We start from the raw sequence: 18713 nt of genomic DNA, 5'->3' as shown, positions 1-18713 counted from the left end.
GGGCACAGGGCACAGGGCAGGGTAGTATGGTTGCGCTACTTTAATATAGTCAAAACGATTGCAATTTAATGCAATCGTTGATATCTCGTGCCGGAGCAGCCAGACTCGCAGGGGATGGCGCACCGCACCGCAGCCCTGATCATGTCAGAGGAGATGAGATGACCCGACAGGCCGAAGTCACCGCCTTTTACGATCCGCGCACATTCTCGCTGCAATATGTTGTGGCCGATCCTGACACCCGGTCCTGTGCCATCATCGATCCGGTGCTGGATTTTGATGAGAAATCGGGCCAGACCGCGACCGGGAATGCGGACCGGATTCTGGCTTTCATCGCCGGGCAGGGCTATGCGCTGCAATGGATCCTCGACACCCATCCGCATGCCGATCACTTTTCGGCCGCCAGCTATATGAAGGCAAAAACCGGCGCGCCCATCGCGATAGGCGAGAAAATATGCGAGGTGCAGAAGCTTTGGAATGGCTTTTATAACTGGCCCGCAGCCCCCAAGGATGGCCGCCAGTGGGACCGGCTTTTTGCCGATGGCGAGAGCTTCCGCATCGGCAACCTTCCGGCCCGGGTGATGTTCTCGCCCGGCCATACCCTGGCCTCGGTCACCTATGTGATCGGTGATGCCGCCTTTGTACATGATACTTTGTTCATGCCCGACAGCGGCACGGCGCGGGCCGATTTCCCCGGCGGCTCGGCCAGCGCTTTGTGGCACAGCATCCAGGCCATTCTGGCCCTGCCAGACGAGACGCGGCTTTTCACCGGCCATGATTACCGGCCCGGCGGGCGCGAGGTGCAATGGCAAAGTACAGTGGCTGCTCAGAAGGCCTCGAACAGCCATATTTCGGTCTGTCGCAGCGAGGCTGAATTTATCGCGCTGCGCGAGGCCCGCGATGCCACTTTGCCGATGCCGCGGCTGATCCTGCAGGCTTTGCAGATCAATACCAATGCCGGGCGTCTGCCCGAGCCGGAAGCAAACGGGCGGCGCTATCTGAAGATCCCGCTCGATCTGCTCAAAGCTCCCTGGGGGAATTGAGCATGGAGCATCTGTCGCCCGAAACCCGGGCCATGCATCAGCGCGCCGGCGAGGCGACGGCCTTTCTGAAGCTGCTGGCCAATCAGGACCGGCTGATGGTGGTCTGCGCTCTGGCCGAGGGCGAGAAATCGGTGCGGGAGCTGGAAGATGCCCTCGGCATCCGCCAGCCCGGGCTGAGCCAGCAGCTGGCGGGCCTGCGTGAGGCGGGGCTGATCCTCGGCCGTAAAGCGGGCAAGCATATCTTCTACCATCTTTCCGATCCGCGCGCCGCCGCCGTAGTGGCCACTTTATATCGCTTGTTCTGCGCGCCGCAGTCCGGCGAAGAGGAGCTGTAAATGACTGAATTCACCCCATTCCTCTCTCTTGCCGGCGGGGCTCTGATCGGGCTCGCGGCGGTTTTGCTGATGCTGTTTCATGGCCGTATCGCGGGGATCAGCGGCATGTTGCAGGGGCTTTTGCCGCCCTTTGCCAGCGACTGGCACTGGCGGGCCGCCTTTCTGGCCGGTGCGGTGCTGGCGCCGGTGCTGATCCTGGCCCTGACCGGCTGGCGCCCGGATTTCGTCTCTGAGACCCCGGTTCTCTGGCTGATCATCGGCGGGCTGATCGTCGGGGCAGGGGTGCAGCTCGCTTCGGGCTGCACCTCGGGTCATGCGGTCTGTGGCATCGCGCGCTTCTCGCCGCGCTCGATCGTGGCGACGCTGAGCTTCATGATCACCACCACCATCACCGTCTATGTCATCCGCCATCTGCTGGGAGGCTTTTGAACCATGCGTATACTGACAGCAGCTCTGATCGGTCTGATCTTTGGCGCGGGCATCGCGCTGGCTGGCATGATCAATCCGGCCAAAATCCTGAATTTCTTTGATATTGCAGGCAGCTGGGATCCGTCGCTGGCCTTCGTCATGGCGGGGGCGCTGATCGTGACCGCGATCGGCTACCGCCTGGTCTGGCAGCGCAAAGCCCCGGTGCTGGAGGCCAAATTCTCACTGCCAACGCGCCGCGATCTGGATCCGGCCCTGATTGGCGGTTCGGCTCTGTTCGGGATCGGCTGGGGCATTGCCGGCTTTTGCCCGGGCGGCGCCATCCCGGCGCTTGGCCTCGGCAAAAGCGATGCCTTACTCTTCGTCGCCGCCATGCTGGCCGGGATCTGGGCCATGCGGGCCATACGCGGCCTGAAGAACTGAGCTGCTGCCGCGCGGATCCGCAGACCAGCACAGGATCCGCGCGCCCGGTCCGGCCGGGCGCAGCTTTTCCTGCACGCTGCGGTTCTGGTCCCCCGGCTGAAGATGTCAGGCTGAGTGCAGCCATATTTCTGGCAAGCTGTTGCGCTTCCGAGCTCTGATCCGGTTGCAGGCTGCGAAAAAACCGAGGGAAGCGGATGCAGAGTTTCAGCGCAAGCCATTGAAATTATCAACACTCCTGGCGCGAAACTTGGCTTTCGCAGCACCATGCCAGGGCACGACAGGCTGTGAGCGAACCTGTTGCTCTTCTGCTCACTGTCAGGTGAGAACATTGCACGGCATTGATTTTAAATGATTTATAAAACTTCTCGCATCCAGTTATCTTTCGTTTCTGGAAGATAATGTTTGCCCTTTAGCGTAAAATAATTTTCGGCCACACAGGGATGAAACCGAGGGATAACCACATATGATGTGACCCGCGCTCCGGCGACATCTGTATGCCAGGATTGGTCTGATATGATCCATATCGGATAGCCGTCATGTCGGAGATTATCGCTTCGGGGCGGGACGATAGCGATACCGGCTCCGTCAACAGGCTGGAAACCGAAATCTTCCTGTCGCCAGAACGAAGCCTCTGCGGAACATGAAAGCGCTTCACCATATGGACTCCGGTTTGAAAACTGAAATTGAGGCATATGCAACCGAACACGAATTTTGTGGGACAGATTGCGAAGGGTCAGAGGATCTCAGGCAGGGTGACAGGCCTGATGACAGGATGCGCCAAACTCAGGCGCCGTGATCCGGACAGTAAGCCCGGCTGCATCACTGGGAACTTCTCTTATCCGCCAGCGTTTTAGAGGTTCGTTCCCCAGATCCGGTTTCCTTGACATGACCATGCCTCAGATTGCTGCCTTCGCCATTATCATCGGGATGATGGCGCTCTTTATCCATGGGCGGTTGCGCTATGATGTGGTTGCCATGGTCGCGCTGGCAGCATCGGTGGCCGCAGGAACGGTGGCACCGGAAAAGGCCTTCAGCGGTTTCAGCGACGATATCGTCATTATCGTCGCGAGCGCGCTCGTGGTAAGCGCGGCCGTATCGCGCTCCGAACTCATCGAAATGGCGCTGCGCTGGCTGGTTCGTAAGCTGTCGCATTTCCATGGGCAGCTTCTGGTGCTGATCGGCTCGGTGACAATCCTGTCCGCGCTGATCAAGAATATTGGCGCCTTGGCGATGATGATGCCCGCGGCGCTGAAAATGGCGAAGAAATCCGGCAATTCGCCATCGCTCTATCTTATGCCGATGGCTTTCGGTTCCCTTCTGGGCGGTCTCATCACGCTGGTCGGAACATCGCCCAACATCATCGTCAGCCAGCTTCGGGAGGAGATGACGGGCACGCCATTCGGGATGTTCGACTACGCGCCGGTCGGCCTTGGGCTTTCGCTGGTCGGGATCATCTTCCTGGTATTCGCCTCCCGGTTTCTTCTGCCCTCAGACCGGAGGGCGACCGCATCGCTGGGCGAGGCGGTTAATATCAGCGATTACAATACCGAGGCCCGGGTCGATGCGGGGTCCGCCCTGTGCGGGAAGACCATCGGGGCCTTTCTCAGCCTTGCAGATGGGGAGGTGACCGTCACCGGGGTGATCCGTGACGGGAAGCGGCGGGCGGTGATGCTTTCGGATTCAAAGATCGAAGAGGGCGATATCCTGCAACTCCGTGGCCAGCCGGATAGTCTGGAGCGCGCGGTCACAACGGCGGGCCTGGTCCTCGCCCGGCAGGATGAGCCGGCATATGCGGATCTCCCCGCTGGCAAGATCGGTGTGATCGAGGCGGTAATGAAGGTGGATTCCTCCCTGATTGGCCAGACCGTTAAGAGGGTAGGCCTCTTCGATGCGCATGGCGTCAATCTGATCGCGATCTCCCGCTCAGGGCAAAAGATGACGGAACGGCTTTCGGAAACGGTGCTGGCACCGGGCGATGTTATGCTGTTGCAGGGCCCATTGGAAAGCCTGAGCGAAAGGATGCAGGCGCTCGGCCTTCTGCCGCTTGCGGGGCGAGAGATGCGGCTCGGTTCGGTCCGTCGCGATATCGTGCCGCTGCTGATCCTCACGGTAGCGATGGGAGCGACCGCTCTGGGGCTGGTGTCCGTTTCTATCGCATTTTCTGGTGCGGCCCTGGCGATGATCCTCACCGGCGCGATCAGCCTGGAGGCGGCCTATGGAGCGGTAGAATGGCCACTGCTTGTGATGCTCGGCGCACTGATCCCGGTCAGTGAGGCTATGCAGACCACCGGGAATACTGAACTTATTGGTGATTTGCTTTCCTCTATGGCAACCGGCCTTCCGGCCTGGGGGGCGGTCGGGCTGATCATGATTGTTGCGATGGCCGTGACGCCGTTTCTGAACAATGCCGCGACTGTTCTGGTCATGGCGCCGGTGGCGGCAATTTTTGCACAACGTCTCGGACATGCGCCGGACGCCTATCTGATGGCGGTTGCGGTTGGCGCGGGTTGCGACTTCCTGACCCCGATCGGCCATCAGTGTAACACGCTGGTGCTCGGGCCGGGCGGATACCGTTTTGGCGACTACGCGCGACTGGGTGCGCCGCTGACTCTCCTCGTCGTGCTGGTCGGGGTGCCGCTGATATTGCTGACCTGGCCGGTCTGATCAGAAAAGCAGGAGCTCTGCAGTTTGAAGCGGAGGGGTTGAAGGATCCCTCAGCATCGCGAATTGGGTGAACTGGCAAATTATCTGGTTCGCTTACACCTATAGGATTGATGCTCAGCAATAATCGCATAACCAGTATTATGTAATATGTTAGTCATCAATCCCAGCCCAACCCCGCTGAGACCACCTGGCCCGGCTGCTGCAGATGACAAGTTCCGTCATAAAAAGTTTGAGGCTTCTCCAGGGATCGACAGCTCGGAAACGTCTGCATAGGTAGATCACAGGATCTGCGGCGCGGACAGATTGTGCTGAACGGCTTCAGGGAAAGTAAGGAGGTTCTCATATGCCCGGTAACCCGCTTCTGAAACAGCTTGGCAGCATTGCCGCTGCGACCTGCATTGATCAGGCATGGGATATTGCCACAGCGCATTTCGCCGCGCTTGGTTTTTCCCGGGCGAATTATGGCTTTACCCGGTTCAGACATCTGAGAACCATCGGCTATCCCGATGATGCTTTATTCCTCTCCACCTGTGACAGTGCCTATGCGCAGCGCTATTTTGACATTGGTGCCTGGGCGCGCTCGCCGATGTTTCGCTGGGCCGAGCAGAATACCGGGCTGAGCACCTGGAAATGGGTGCATGACGCCTATAGCGCCGGCAAGCTTCCGGCTGATCAGATGGAGACCGTCCGCGCCAATCTTGCAGCCGGGATCCGGGCCGGAATTTCGGTCAGCTTCCCCGATGCCTCGGTCCGCGCCAAAGGCGCGCTGGGGCTGATTGCCGATCCCGGTCTTTCTGTCGGTGATGTTGAGGCGATCTTTGCCGAGCGTCAGGATGAAATCGCCGCCGTGGCCAATATGATGCATCTGCGCATCGTGCAGCTGCCGCAGCTCAGCCGGGCCCGGGCGCTCAGCCCGCGGCAGCGGGAGGCGCTGGAATGGGTCGCCGATGGCAAAACCACCCAGGATGTGGCGCTGCTGATGGGGGTTTCGGCGGCGATGGTAGAAAAACATCTGCGTCTGGCGCGCGATGCGCTGGCGGTCGAGACCACGGCCCATGCGGTGGCCAAGGGGGCGCTGCTGAATATGATTTTCCAGCATGCGCCCGAACATATGGCCCAGGCGGCCCGCTGAAACCCGGGGCGACAAGCCCTGCCCGGCCCGTGGCGAAGGCCCAGGGACAAAACCCTCCGGCGCCAAAAGAAAAGGCCGCATCCGAAGATGCGGCCTTTCTGTTTTCCACTGAAAAGCGATCAGCCGCCCGACAGGGTTTTCGCAACTTCTGCTGCGAAATCTTCTTCTTTCTTCTCGATGCCTTCGCCGACAGCGACGCGGGCAAACGAGGTGATCTCAACGCCGGCTTCTTTGGCAGCAGCCTCAACGGTCAGATCGGGATTGATGACGAAAGCCTGGCCGAGCAACGTGTTTTCTGCCAGGAATTTCTTCATCCGGCCCGGGATGATGTTGTTGTGGATGACCTGCTCGGGCTTCGGCTTGTCCGAGGAAGCGTTTTCTTCCAGGGCCTTAGCGGTCTGAACCTGCAGTTCGCGCTCGACGATTGCCGGATCCAGGGTGGCTTCCGACAGCGACAGCGGGCTGGTGGCAGCGATATGCATTGCAAACTGCTTGCCGATTTCCAGGGCCTTGGCCGCATCGCCTTTCAGAGCGACGAGAACGCCGATTTTGCCCATGCCTTCGGTTGCAGCATTATGCACATAAGAGACAACGGTATCACCTTCGATCGAGACGAAACGACGGAAATCCATCTTTTCGCCAATCGTTGCGATCGCTGCGGTCAGGGTATCCTCAACGGTTTTGCCGTTCAGATTTGCCGCTTTCACCGCTTCGACCGAACCACCGACTTCCAGTGCGACGCCGGCGATATCACGCACCAGAGCCTGGAAATCAGCGTTTTTGGCAACGAAGTCGGTTTCCGAGTTGATCTCGACCGCGACGCCTTTGCCCGCGGCAACTGCCACGCCGACCAGACCCTCAGCAGCCACGCGGTCTGCTTTCTTCGCGGCTTTCGCCAGACCTTTGGTGCGCAGCCAGTCGATAGCGGCTTCCATGTCGCCATTGACTTCGGTCAGCGCTTTTTTCGCGTCCATCATGCCTGCGCCGGTGGTTTCGCGCAGTTCTTTCACCATTGCTGCGGTGATGCTCATCATTCAGCTCCTTCGGAAACGGGGCACGGCGGAACTAAGCCCGCCGCGCGACATCCTCGTGACAGAAAAGGGGGCGCTGGCGCCCCCTGCCCTGTGATCAGGCCTCTTCGGCTGCTTCTTCTTCCGGAGCAGCTTCCAGCGCGCCGAGGTCAACACCGGCAGCACCCAGCTGAGCCGACATGCCTTCGAGAGCCGCACGTGCGACCAGGTCGCAGTACAGGCTGATCGCGCGGGCGGCGTCATCGTTGCCCGGGATCACATAGTTCACGCCTTTGGGCGAGTTATTGGTGTCGACAATGCCAACAACCGGGATGCCCAGCTTCTGAGCTTCCTGGATGGCCAGGTCTTCTTTACCAACATCGATGATGAACAGCAGGTCCGGAACGCCGCCCATCTCACGGATGCCGCCCAGCGAAGCCTGCAGCTTAGCCTGGTCGCGTTCCATGTTCAGACGCTCTTTCTTGGTCAGGCCTTCGCCGCCTGCCGAGAGCACCTCGTCGATGTTTTTCAGACGCTGGATCGACTGGGAAACGGTTTTCCAGTTGGTCAGCGTGCCGCCCAGCCAGCGGTGGTTCATATAGTACTGAGCGCATTTCTCAGCGGCTTCAGCGATCGGCTTCTGGGCCTGACGCTTGGTGCCGACGAAGAGGATACGGCCGCCTTTTGCAACGGTGTCACGGACCGCTTTCAGCGCCTGTTCCAGCATCGGAACGGTCTGGGTCAGGTCAACGATATGGATGCCGTTGCGATCGCCGTAGATATATTCGGCCATGCGCGGGTTCCAGCGCTGGGTCTGGTGGCCGTAGTGAACACCAGCTTCGAGCAGCTGACGCATCGAGAAATCAGGGAGTGCCATCTTAATGGTCCTTTCCGGTTTGTGCCTCAGCGGAGGGTCTCAGGGCAGATGCCCCAACCGGTGGACCAGTACAGGATTTCTCCCCGCAAAGGCCCGCCTCCGCCTGTGAAGTGCCGCGCGTATAGCCGGGGTCACGGGGAAGTACAAGCCCCGAGCTGCATCTTCCCGCCCGGTCCGGCAGCTGTCGCCGGCGAAAACCTGACCGCGCTCCGGCCGGGTTAAGCACTGCCGCATTTCTGGGGAAAAGTCGATTGCCGGCATTGCAATCTGGCATATGTTCCTGTATTGTTCCGACCATCTGAACGAAGAGAGGGGACGGTCATGATTCAGGGCAGCTGCTGCTGTGGCGCGGTGAAATTTGAACTTCTGGCTATCCCGGCGATGATGGGAACATGCCATTGTTCCAGATGCCGTAAGGCAGGCGCCAGCACGATCGTTTTCACCAGAAAAGAAGATCTGAAATGGCACCAGGGCAAGGAGCATGTCGCACGCTACATGCCCGAGGCCCCCTATAAATATGGCCGGTGCTTTTGCAAAATCTGCGGCAGCTCGCTCGGTGAAATCCTCTCGGAGGAGGCCAGCTTCCCTGTCGCAGCAAATGCCCTCGACGGGGATATCGGGCTGAAGAATCAGTTCCACGAATTCACCGCTGAGAAGCCGGGCTGGTATCAGATCTGTGATGACGCCCCGCAATCACCAGGCCATCCGTAATCATCCGCCCGGCCCGCTTGCGCCTCAAAACACGCGCTGATGCGCCCTTGCCAGAGGGCGGCCCGGGTGCATCAGCCGCGGGCGGCTGAAAAACGCGGCCTGCTAAAGGGCAAAGGTGCACTGCCACAGCTGTTTGCGCAGAATGAGCGGAGCGCACAATCACTGGCAGGGCCACAGATGTATATCCCGCCGCATTTCGCAGAGGCCGACCCCGCGGTCATCGCCGCTGTTATCAGCGAGGCGCCGCTGGCCTGCATCATTGCCCAGACCGAAACCGGGCTGATCGCCAACCATCTGCCGCTGTTTCAGGCCCCGGGCGGCGATCTGATCGGCCATGTGGCGCTGGCCAATGATATGCACCGGCTGATCCCTGCCGATCAGGAGGTGCTGGCGGTATTCCGGCGCGGGGATGCCTATGTCTCGCCGAATTTTTATCCCGGCAAACAAGAGCATCATCGCCATGTGCCGACCTGGAATTACGAGGTGGTTCATGTCTATGGCAGCCTCAGCTTCCAGCATGATGAGGCTGCTAAACGCGCCGCAGTGGCTTTATTGACCCGCGGCCATGAGCGCCGGGTGAATGGTGCCGGGGCCTGGCGGATGACGGATGCACCGCCCGATTATATCAGCCAGATGCTCGGCGCGATTGTCGCCTTCAGGATGCGCGTCACAAAGGTTCTGGCAAAATCAAAGCTCAGCCAGAACCGCGAGGCCCGCGATTATCTGGGCGCGGCCGAGGGGCTGCGCGCCAGCGGATATGGCGAGATGGCCGACAGAATGCTGAGCCGGATCGGCTGAGCGGCCGATCCCGGGGCCAGAGCGGTTCCGGGCCAAGGCCGTTGCGGGCCAGCCCGAAGGCCGGCCCGGCAAAAGCTTACATATGAATGGCGCGACCGTAAGCGTCGAGCACCGCCTCATGCATCATCTCCGACAGCGTCGGATGCGGGAAGACGGTGTTCATCAGATCTTCCTCGGTGGTCTCAAGCTGGCGACCCACGACATAGCCCTGGATCATCTCGGTCACTTCGGCGCCCACCATATGCGCGCCCAGCAGCTCGCCGGTCTTTGCATCGAAGATGGTTTTCACCATGCCCTCGGCCTCGCCCAGAGCAATCGCCTTGCCATTGCCGATAAAGGGGAAACGGCCGATTTTGATATCAAGCCCCTGCTCTTTCGCCTTTGCCTCGGTCAGGCCAACGCTGGCGATCTGCGGATGGCAATAGGTGCAGCCGGCGATGGAGCCCGGCTTGATCGGATGCGGATGTTTGCCCGCGATCAGCTCGGCCACCATCACACCCTCATGGCTGGCCTTATGCGCCAGCCAGGGCGCCCCGGCGATATCACCAATAGCATAGAGGCCCGGAACGCCGGTGCGGCAGAATTCATCGGTGACGACATGGCTGCGGTCGATTTTCACCCCGAGGCCTTCCAGCCCGAGGTTTTCGACATTGCCGACAATGCCGACCGCCGAGATCACCGTGTCGAATTCATGGGTGGTGATTTTGCCATCCTGCTCGATATGAGCGGTAACGCCGACACCCGGCTTGCGGTCGAGTTTTTTGACGCCGGCTTTCTCAAGGATCTTCATCCCCTGTTTGACGAAGCTTTTCTTGGCAAAAGCCGAGATTTCGGCATCCTCGACCGGCAGGATGCGGTCCATCACCTCGACCACGGTGGTATCGGCGCCGAGAGTATTGAAGAAGCTGGCAAATTCGATGCCAATCGCGCCCGAGCCGATCACCAGCAGCTTTTTCGGCATCCGGCTGGCAACGAGGGCATGTTTATAGCTCCAGACCAGATCGCCATCCGCTTCCAGCCCCGGCACTTCACGCGCCCGCGCGCCGGTGGCGAGGATCACGTCTTTCGCCTTCAGGGTCTCGCTGCCCTTCTCGGTCTTCACCTCGACCACGCCCGCTTTCGCGAGGAAAGCGGTGCCCATGAAGACGGTGATCTTATTTTTCTTCATCAGATGACCGATGCCACCCGAAAGCTGTTTGGCCACGCCGCGCGAACGCGCCACCACGGCGTCGAGATCAAAGCCGAGATTTTCAGCTTTGAGGCCAAATTCCTTGGCGCGGTGCATCAGATGGAACACTTCCGCCGAGCGCAGCAAAGCCTTGGTCGGGATACAGCCCCAGTTGAGGCAGATGCCGCCCAGATGCTCGCGCTCAACCATGGCAACTTTTTTGCCCAGCTGTGCGGCGCGGATCGCGGCAACATAGCCGCCGGGGCCGGCGCCGATCACGATCACATCAAAGCTCTGCTCTGCCATCATTCTCTCCCTGCTCAAACTGGTTCACCCTTAAACTATCTGCCGCAGGCAAGCAATAAAGGCTGCGCCGCAGCCCCTTGCAGCCGATGCATAGCCTCAGCGCAGGCTTTCCACCACAGCAGCATAGGCCCCGGCATCGAGGAAAGCCTGTTCCTCCGGCGTGGTTTCGCGCCCCAGCGCCTTGTTGCGGAAGGGAAAACGGCCAAAACGGCGGATGATTTCCTGATGCGCTTTCGCATGTAACAGGGTTTCGTCCGCCCCTGGCATACGCTCGGTAAACAGCTGCACCGACAGGGCCTGATCCTGCAGATCCTCGGAATGTTCAAACGGCATATAGAAGAACTGGCGCTCGGGCTCGGGCGCGCCCAGATCCCAGCCCGCCGCAATGGCACGGCGTGCCGCCGCCCGGGCCAGCGGGTCGGCGGCAAAGGCCGCAGCCTTGCCGCGATGGATATTGCGCGACAGCTGATCGGCGAGGATCAGATAGGCCAATGTGCCGACCGTACCCTCAACCCAGTGTTCCAGCCCGCCATCGCTGAGGGCGGCCAGCTCTTCGCTGAACAATTCGCTGCAGCGCGCATCAATTTCGGCACCGCCGAGATACCAGCCCTCAGGGCCGATATCGCCCAGCCAGAAATCAAGAACGTCAACAGGATCAGACATCAGCGCCTCCGCATTTTTGCCAGAGTGTCAGGCCTGATCCGGGGTTGCAATCCCTCAGCCCTGCGGCGGGCGCGCCTCCCCTTCCCCGTCCGGGCGCCCGGCCTTCTCCTCCGGCGCGGGCACATCGCCTGGTGCCGCCGCCTCACGCGGCTGAATGATCAGCGCCTCGGCGGCCTCGGCCGCGGCTTCTGGATTTTCCGGCGAAGGATTGATCTCGGCCGCGCTCTCGACCACGGCAACCGAAGCCACAGCCGAAGCGGTCGGGCTCAGCCTGACGAAGACGCCGGTGGCCAGGGGCGTCGCGCGCCGGGTCATCCGCCAGGCGGCATAGCCCGCCAGCATGGCGTAAAGCGCGCCGTTGAACAGAAAGAAGCTGCGCGTGCCGATCACGCCCATCATCCAGCCGGTGATCAGCGGCCCGAAGATCGAGCCGATGCCATTGATGAACAGCAGCCCGGCCGAAGCCGCCGCCATCTGCTCTTTCGACAGGTAATCATTGGTATAGGCGATCAGCAGACCATAGACCGGATAGGTGATACCGCCGAGCAGCGCCGCCACGATCAGCAGCGCCCAGAACGGCAGGCTGAAAACCGTTGCCACCAGCATCACCAGGGCTGCAATCACTGACAGCCACAGCATGACCTTCCGCCGGTCGACCCGGTCCGAAAGCTTGCCGATCGGATATTGCATGATCAGCCCGCCGATATAGAGCGCCGAGGAGAACAGCGCGATCTCCTTGACCGTCAGCAGGCTGAGCGTGCCCCAGACCGAGGCCATACCAAACATCGACGAGAAAATGCCGCCGATCAGGAACATCCCCACGCAGCCAAGCGGCGAGATTTTGTACAGCTCACGAAAGCCCAGCCGCTCGCCGCTCTCAAAACTGGGGGTCGGGAAAGTGGCCAGGAGCAGCGGCAGGAAGGCGAAGGACACCATGACCGAGGGGATGATGAACAGATCATAGCCCAGCGGATCGCCATAGGCGATCAGCCCCTGAGCGGTCACAATCCCGACCATCTGCACGATCATATAGGCCGAAAGCGCCTGGCCGCGGTTTTCATTGGTCGAGATGCTGTTCAGCCAGCTTTCGGCGGTGATGTAGATCCCCGAGAATCCAAAGCCGATCACGATCCGCATCAGCGCCCAGACCTGCCAGTCGAGCAGCAGCGGATAGAGCACCAGAATGGCCGAGATCAGCGAGCCGAGCGCGGCAAAGACCCGGATATGGCCGACATGGCGCAGCATCTCGGGCACCAGCCGCGAGCCGAGCAGGAAGCCGGCAAAATAGGCCGACATCACCACCGAGAGCTGGAACGGGCCAAAGCTCTCCAGCGTGCCACGGATCCCGAGCAAAGTGCCCTGGACGCCATTGCCCACCATCAGCAGCAAAACGCCCAGAAGCAGGGGCCAGGTGGTGTAAATCACACGCAGCATCGCGGTTTCCTCAGAAGACAGGAGAGCAGGTTAGACCAGACCCGCAATGCAGGTCAGGCAGGATCAGCGGGGATCAGCAGCGAGGAATCCCCGTAAGAGAAGAAACGATAGTCATTCTGCACCGCATGTTGATAGATCTCGCGGATCCTTGCCTCGCCCATCAGCGCCGAAACAAGCATCAGAAGCGTCGACTTCGGCAGATGGAAGTTGGTCATCAGCGCATCTGTCACCCGGAAGGTAAAGCCCGGGTAAATAAAGATATCGGTTTCGCCCTCCCAGGGCTGAATTTCGTCGCTTTCGCGCGCCGCGCTCTCGATCAGCCGCAGCGCTGTGGTGCCGACCGGGATCACCCGCCCGCCCGCCGCCTTCGTGGCCCGGATCTCTGCCGCCGCCTCCGGGCTCACCCTGCCCCATTCGGCATGCATTTTATGGGTTGTGACATCCTCGACCTTGACCGGCAGGAAGGTACCCGCGCCGACATGCAGGGTCACTTCGGTAAAGCTGACCCCTTTGTCGCGTAAAGCCGCCAGCAGTTCGGCATCGAAATGCAGGCTGGCGGTGGGGGCGGCCACCGCGCCCGAATGGCGGGCAAAGACGGTCTGGTAATCCTGTTTATCCGCCTCATCCGCCGGGCGTTTGGCGGCGATATAGGGCGGCAGCGGCATGGCCCCGCACAGGGCCAGCGCCGCATCGAAATCATCGCCCGCAAGGCTGAATTCCAGCCGCAGATCGGTTTCGCTTTTTTCGGCCACCACGGCGCTCAGCTGATCGGAAAAGCGGATCTTCTCGCCTTCTCTGAGCTTGCGCAATGGCTTTGCCAGCGCGCGCCAGCCACCTTTGGCCGAGGGTTCGAGCAAAGTGATCTCCACCTTCGCCACCGCCTCGCCGCGCGTGCGGCTGCCAAACAGCCGCGCCGGGATCACTTTGGTATTATTGAGCACCAGCCGGTCGCCGGGGCGGAAAATATCAACCAGGTCACGCACATGCAGATCACGGATCGCAGCGTTTTCGGCCAGCAGCAGCCGGGCCGAGCTGCGCGGCCGCGCCGGGCGGGTGGCGATCAGGGTTTCAGGCAGATGGAAATCGAAATCAGACAGCTGCATCAGCCGGCTCCTTTCAGGACCGGCGCCGGCCGGCGGAAGATATCACGGAACATGCCCGGGGTCAGGATCGACAAAGGATTGACGCTGACCGAGGGCGATTTGACCGGCCCCGAGAGCCGGTAGTTAAAGCCGAACAGCCCCTCGCCCTTGCGGGTAAAGATCGAGCCAATGCCATTCAGCAGATAGATCGGAGAGATGGTGCCCTGGATCTCCACCGCCTGACGGGCGGCATGATAGAAGCCCGAGAAGGAAATCCCCATCGAGGCACCAATGGCCGCCCCCCGGGCGATCTGCACCCCTTCAGGCAGGATCAGAAAACTCACATCCCCCTCCTGAAATGCGATGCCGCCGCCCTGCAGCTGCTCGAGCAGTCCGACAACCGAGGCCGCCGAGAGCAGTTCCGCCAGGATCGGTGCATTTTCAACCCGGAAATTCTCAACTCTGGCGACACCGCTGTATTGCCCCGCCACATCGCGTGGCTGGATGGTCATATCAAGACTGCCACCGCGTCCCATCGAGAAGATCCCGGCTGCCGCCATGATGCGCCCGGCATCCTGCGAGGTCAGCCGCACCGCCGTGCCGCCTTTATAGGCAATGGTCGCGCCCTGCACCTGGCCTGCGCCATTCACCGCCGCGACAAATCCCCCCTCCAGCCCCGCGCCGACCGGGCGCAGATTGCCGCTGAGCCCGGTCAGCGAAATGCCTTCGGTCACCACCAGCCTGTCGAGAGATACAGAAATCTCATCCCCGCGCCCGCCGCCCGAAGCGCCGGCGCTGCCGCCTTTGGGCAGATGGCGCAGATCGAGACTGCCGCCGGTCAGTTTGACCGCGGGCATGGTGTTCCTGCCGCGTCCGCTCAGTTCAGCCGTGGCATCGAGCCAGTCGCCGACCCGCAGCCGGGTGATCTCCATCTTTCCCAGACCGCCCCCGGTCGCGGTGGTCAGGCTGGCATGCAGATCAAGGCCCGCAGCGGAAAGATCAAGACGCGGCACCACCGGCGCGGCGCCAAGCACCGCATCGAGCGAAAGTTTGCCGCCGGTGGCTGCGGCTTTGCTCCAGCTCAGCGGCGGCACAGCAAGTGTGGCGCCTTTCAGATCGCTGGTCAGGCTCAGCTCGGCCGGACGCCCGCGCGCGAGGCGCAGCTGCACCTCGGCCCCGGTCTCGCCCTTCAGCCAGCCTGCGGGCAAAGCCACGCCCAGACGGCGCAGCCCGGCATCTGAGAGCCGGACCGTGCCGCGCAGCGAGGCCGCCCCGCCGGTCTCCTTGCCAAAGGGCTGTTCATAACGCGCCACCGCCGGCACGCCCTCAATTTTGCCCGCCCCCGAGATGCTCAGGCCTTTGCGGGTCACTTTCACCGCCAGATCCGGGCTTTCGAGCAGCTTGCCCGGCACCAGGCTTTGCGAGCGGAAATCAGTCACCCTGCCGCTGACCGAATAGCTCACATCCTCCTGGGCGATTTTCTGCTTCAGCGGGAAGGCCAGATCGGCGACCAGATGCGCCCGCCCCTCGCCCAGACCGACCTTCTGCCCGGCTTTGGTGATGAAGCGGAACGGCTCCTGATCGAGCAGCGACAGAGTGGCGGTCAGCCCGGCCTCGACCAAGAGCCGCACCTCGGCACTGGCGGGCTTTTGCGTGATATCGGGCACCCGGAACAGCGAGCCATCGACCCGGATCCGCGCATCCCTGTCCCCGGCATCGGGTGCGGTGATCTCGCCGCCCTCGATCACCACCGTATAGCTGCGATCCATCAGCGTGGCGCGGCCATAGCCATTCTGCACCGGCGGCAGCGAGCGGATCACCCTTACCTCGGCACCGGAAAATTCGTAATCCAAAGCGAAATGCGGCTCGCTGCCCTCTTTAAAGCGCAGCGCTGCCGCGACATCGGTCAGCTCGCCCTGGCCGACATTCTCGGCCAGCCAGCTCCGGGTTTTCGGCACCGCCGCCAGCGGCCAGAGCCGGATCAGCCGGTCAGTGCTGATCTGGTTCAGCGCCACGTCAATCGCGCCGCTCCAGCCCTCGCCCGGTAAAACCGAGGCCTCCCCCCTCAGGCTCAGCCTTTCCTCGCCCTCCAGCAGATTGACCTCGCCGATCTCAACCCGGAACGGGCGCAGCCAGAGCCGCCAGCTGGCCGAGCCGGCCGAAAAGCGCACCGGCGCGGCAAAAAGCCCCTCGGGATCGACCATCAGCTCGGAGATCCGCAGCTGGGTCACCGCGGATTCCGGCAAAGCCCCGGGCTGCAGCGGCGCCCCCCCGGCATCCATCAGATCGACCGTGCCGCTGGCCTGGAGCCGGGCCGAGGGGCTTTCGACATTCATCTGATCGAGAAAGACCCTTTGCAGCGTGGAATCGTAGCGCAGGCGCAAAGCGGCACGGTCAAATTCCAGCACCCGGCGGCGCGGCACCGGCGGGGCATCGCCGGGCTCCGGGCGCGACAGGGCGATGGCCTCGCCCTCACCGGGACGCAAAGCCCCTGCAGCAAGGGTCAGCTCGGCCTCGAGCCCGGCCGGTTTGCCCGAAGCATCCAGCGCGCCGCGCAAAGCCCCCGAGATCGGGGCATCGATCACCTCAAGCATGGCCAGCGGCACGGCCTGGGCCGCCAGATCGCGCGAGGCCACATGATCAAAGGTCACGCTCAGCCTGGCTGAGGCATCCTGTTTCGAGCTTTCAACCAGCATCGAGGCCCGGGCCGGGGTGCCGAGCTGGGTCAGCGAAAGCTCGGCCGCCAGCGCATCGGCGCGGTTCTCCAGCACCAGACGACCATCGCCCAGCTCCCAGGTCCGCCCCGCCCGCGCGTCTTTCAGCGAAAAGGCCAGCCCCTCCATCTCGATCAGCTTCAGAACGGAAAGCGGGCCGGTGGTGAAAACCTGCTCGATCGCCGCCAGCAGCTCGGCAGGCGGGCGGCTTTTGCCGCCGGTCAGCCCGGCCAGATCCAGGGTCAGCAGCCCGTTCTCATCGCGGGCCATAGCGATGCGCGCCGCGCTCAGCCGCAACAGCCGCGGGCGCAGCTCGCCGCGCAGCAGCGGTGCCGGAGCAAGTTCCATGCGGATTTCCGGCAGCACCAGCCCGGCGCGGCCCTCGCCCTCGCGCAGCCGCAGATCGCGCAGCACGAAACGCGGCGCCAGATCCGGGGCAAGGCCGATCTCGACATCATCAATCGAGATTGTACTGCCCGGCGGCAGGCCCGAGGCCTTCATCGCCAGGTTGATCCGCTCTTCCAGCTCGGCCACGGCCCAGACCGGCAAAACGATATTGCGCCCCAGCAAAGCCATAGCGGCCATGCCAACGCCCAGCATCAGCAGCAGCATGACCAGGGCCAGCCCGATGCCAAAACGCCGCCTTCTCCGCGGTCTGGGCTTATCCTGCGCCCTTCGGCGGGCAAGAAATCTGCCGCGCTCCGGCGCTGCCCCAGAAACGGGCGCAGCTGAACCGGTCTCGACGGCACCTGGCGCAATGCCCGGCCCAGCCTCAGCGCCAGGCAGCCCTTCTGCCGGGCTCTGCAGCCTGGCAGGGCCCGGGGCCCGATTGTCGCGCTCAGCCTGGCTGCCTTCTGTCACGCCCTGATCTGCCTTTCGCCGGTCCTCTGCCGCAGAGCGGCCCTCGCCCTGCGCCCCGAAAAGCGCAGTGAGTTTTTTCGCTTTGCCCTTGCCTCTATCCTGGTGTGAAGGCAATCGGAACATTAAGCTGAAGCATCACCGAAGCGAGGAGCCGCGCATATGACCCTCTCTCTCCTGCCCGAACCCGGACAGATCGCCCCCGATTTCACCCTGCCCGCCAGCCAGGCCGAAGGCGAAACCGCGGATCTGCAGCTGTCTTCGCTGCGTCCGGGCAAGGTGGTCGTGTATTTTTATCCCAAAGATGACACGCCCGGCTGCACGCTTGAGGCACAGGATTTCAGCCGTCTTGCTGCGGAATTTGCCGCAGCCGGCACCCGTGTGATCGGCATTTCAAAAGACAGCCCGGCCCGGCATGAGAAATTCTGCCGCAAACACGGGCTGGGCGTGACCCTGGTCTCGGATGCCGAGGGCACGACCTGCGAGGCCTGGGGCACCTGGGGCGAAAAGCAGAATTACGGCAAAACCTATATGGGCATTACCCGCACCACTTTCCTGCTTGATGGTGAGGGCCGCATTGCCCGGGTCTGGCCGAAGGTAAAGGTAAAGGGCCATGCCGAAGAGGTGCTCGCGGCCGCCCGCGCGCTCTGAGCCTGCAGTGGGTGAGCGCCAGACCTGCCATCAGACCTCCGCCTCCGGCCCGGCCACAAGACCCGGGCCTGGAAGCGGCCTGAGGCCTCGGGCGAAGGCGCGGCCGGGGTGCCAGGCCGGTCCTGACAGCGGCCCGGCACAGACTCAGGCCATCCCGGGGCGTTCTGCCGGTCAGCGGCAATGACAAGGCGGTTCCTTGCCACAACCGCAGGATGATCGGCGGGATCTTGCCGATCATCGGCCAGTTCCTGCGCCTTGCGCCCGGGAATTTCGCAGCTCGGTTGCGACAGGGACTTAGCGGCGATAATCACCCTGAAACGCCGCAACGCCCTGCCCCTGCAAACGCCCGTTCCGACGCCCGCCCCCAGGCCGCGCGCGCCGGAGGCCGCAAGGGTGTGACGGGCCCCGATGATGGATTGCC

At 62.2% G+C, this 18713-nt stretch carries 16 protein-coding genes; 9 read left to right on the top strand and 7 right to left on the bottom strand.

Going from position 1 to position 18713, the window contains the following annotated elements; translation table 11 throughout:
• The first annotated feature begins 158 nt into the window (after positions 1-158).
• From H0485_RS05150 to H0485_RS05125, 6 genes are all read left to right on the top strand, one after another.
• Positions 159-1040 carry an MBL fold metallo-hydrolase gene (locus tag H0485_RS05150; protein WP_226934278.1) on the top strand — a complete coding sequence of 294 codons (882 nt, stop codon included), beginning with the start codon at positions 159-161 and terminating at the stop codon, positions 1038-1040.
• A 2-nt stretch (positions 1041-1042) separates the two neighbouring features.
• Positions 1043-1375, top strand: a complete 333-nt coding sequence (locus tag H0485_RS05145; protein WP_226934277.1) for an ArsR/SmtB family transcription factor — start codon at positions 1043-1045, stop codon at positions 1373-1375.
• Complete coding sequence (locus H0485_RS05140; protein ID WP_226934276.1) at positions 1376-1804, top strand: YeeE/YedE family protein; 429 nt, start codon at positions 1376-1378, stop codon at positions 1802-1804.
• 3 nt (positions 1805-1807) lie between these two features.
• Complete coding sequence (locus H0485_RS05135) at positions 1808-2224, top strand: DUF6691 family protein (protein WP_226934275.1); 417 nt, start codon at positions 1808-1810, stop codon at positions 2222-2224.
• An 885-nt stretch (positions 2225-3109) separates the two neighbouring features.
• Positions 3110-4888, top strand: a complete 1779-nt coding sequence (locus tag H0485_RS05130) for an SLC13 family permease (protein ID WP_226934274.1) — start codon at positions 3110-3112, stop codon at positions 4886-4888.
• 343 nt (positions 4889-5231) lie between these two features.
• Positions 5232-6020: a helix-turn-helix transcriptional regulator gene (locus tag H0485_RS05125; protein ID WP_226934273.1), complete on the top strand. Its 789-nt coding sequence runs from the start codon at positions 5232-5234 to the stop codon at positions 6018-6020.
• Positions 6021-6139: 119 nt separating this feature from the next.
• Here H0485_RS05125 and tsf read toward each other — a convergent pair whose 3' ends face one another.
• Positions 6140-7051, bottom strand: coding sequence for a translation elongation factor Ts (tsf, locus tag H0485_RS05120; RefSeq protein ID WP_226934272.1), 912 nt, complete (start codon positions 7049-7051; stop codon positions 6140-6142).
• A 97-nt stretch (positions 7052-7148) separates the two neighbouring features.
• Entirely contained in the window at positions 7149-7907 is a 759-nt protein-coding gene (rpsB, locus tag H0485_RS05115; RefSeq protein ID WP_226934271.1) for a 30S ribosomal protein S2, read from the bottom strand.
• A 321-nt stretch (positions 7908-8228) separates the two neighbouring features.
• Between rpsB and H0485_RS05110 the strand changes: the two genes are divergently transcribed.
• A complete protein-coding gene (locus tag H0485_RS05110; protein ID WP_226934270.1) occupies positions 8229-8618 on the top strand; it encodes a GFA family protein in 390 nt (129 codons plus the stop codon).
• Between the two features lie 177 nt (positions 8619-8795).
• Positions 8796-9416 (top strand): FMN-binding negative transcriptional regulator, encoded by a 621-nt coding sequence (locus H0485_RS05105; RefSeq protein WP_226934269.1) that lies wholly within the window; start codon positions 8796-8798, stop codon positions 9414-9416.
• A 76-nt stretch (positions 9417-9492) separates the two neighbouring features.
• Here the strand turns inward: H0485_RS05105 and lpdA are convergent, their stop codons facing one another.
• From lpdA to H0485_RS05080, 5 genes are all read right to left on the bottom strand, one after another.
• Positions 9493-10890 (bottom strand): dihydrolipoyl dehydrogenase, encoded by a 1398-nt coding sequence (lpdA, locus tag H0485_RS05100; protein WP_226934268.1) that lies wholly within the window; start codon positions 10888-10890, stop codon positions 9493-9495.
• A gap of 96 nt (positions 10891-10986) precedes the next feature.
• On the bottom strand, positions 10987-11556 hold the full coding sequence (locus tag H0485_RS05095; RefSeq protein ID WP_226934310.1) for a DUF924 family protein: 570 nt from the start codon (positions 11554-11556) through the stop codon (positions 10987-10989).
• A 51-nt stretch (positions 11557-11607) separates the two neighbouring features.
• On the bottom strand, positions 11608-12987 hold the full coding sequence (locus tag H0485_RS05090) for an MFS transporter (RefSeq protein WP_226934267.1): 1380 nt from the start codon (positions 12985-12987) through the stop codon (positions 11608-11610).
• Between the two features lie 53 nt (positions 12988-13040).
• Entirely contained in the window at positions 13041-14090 is a 1050-nt protein-coding gene (gene queA, locus H0485_RS05085; RefSeq protein WP_226934266.1) for a tRNA preQ1(34) S-adenosylmethionine ribosyltransferase-isomerase QueA, read from the bottom strand.
• Positions 14090-17395, bottom strand: a complete 3306-nt coding sequence (locus H0485_RS05080) for an AsmA family protein (RefSeq protein ID WP_226934265.1) — start codon at positions 17393-17395, stop codon at positions 14090-14092. The genes queA and H0485_RS05080 overlap by 1 nt, the downstream gene beginning before the upstream one ends.
• A 423-nt stretch (positions 17396-17818) precedes the next feature.
• Here H0485_RS05080 and H0485_RS05075 point away from each other — a divergent pair, with 423 nt between their 5' ends.
• Positions 17819-18292: a peroxiredoxin gene (locus H0485_RS05075; protein ID WP_226934309.1), complete on the top strand. Its 474-nt coding sequence runs from the start codon at positions 17819-17821 to the stop codon at positions 18290-18292.
• Positions 18293-18713: the final 421 nt, after the last annotated feature.

The organism is Pseudogemmobacter faecipullorum (assembly GCF_020539525.1).
Classification (GTDB): Bacteria; Pseudomonadota; Alphaproteobacteria; order Rhodobacterales; family Rhodobacteraceae; genus Pseudogemmobacter; species Pseudogemmobacter faecipullorum.
Note: the sequence above shows the minus strand (reverse complement) of the source record. Positions and strands in the feature narration are given on the sequence as shown.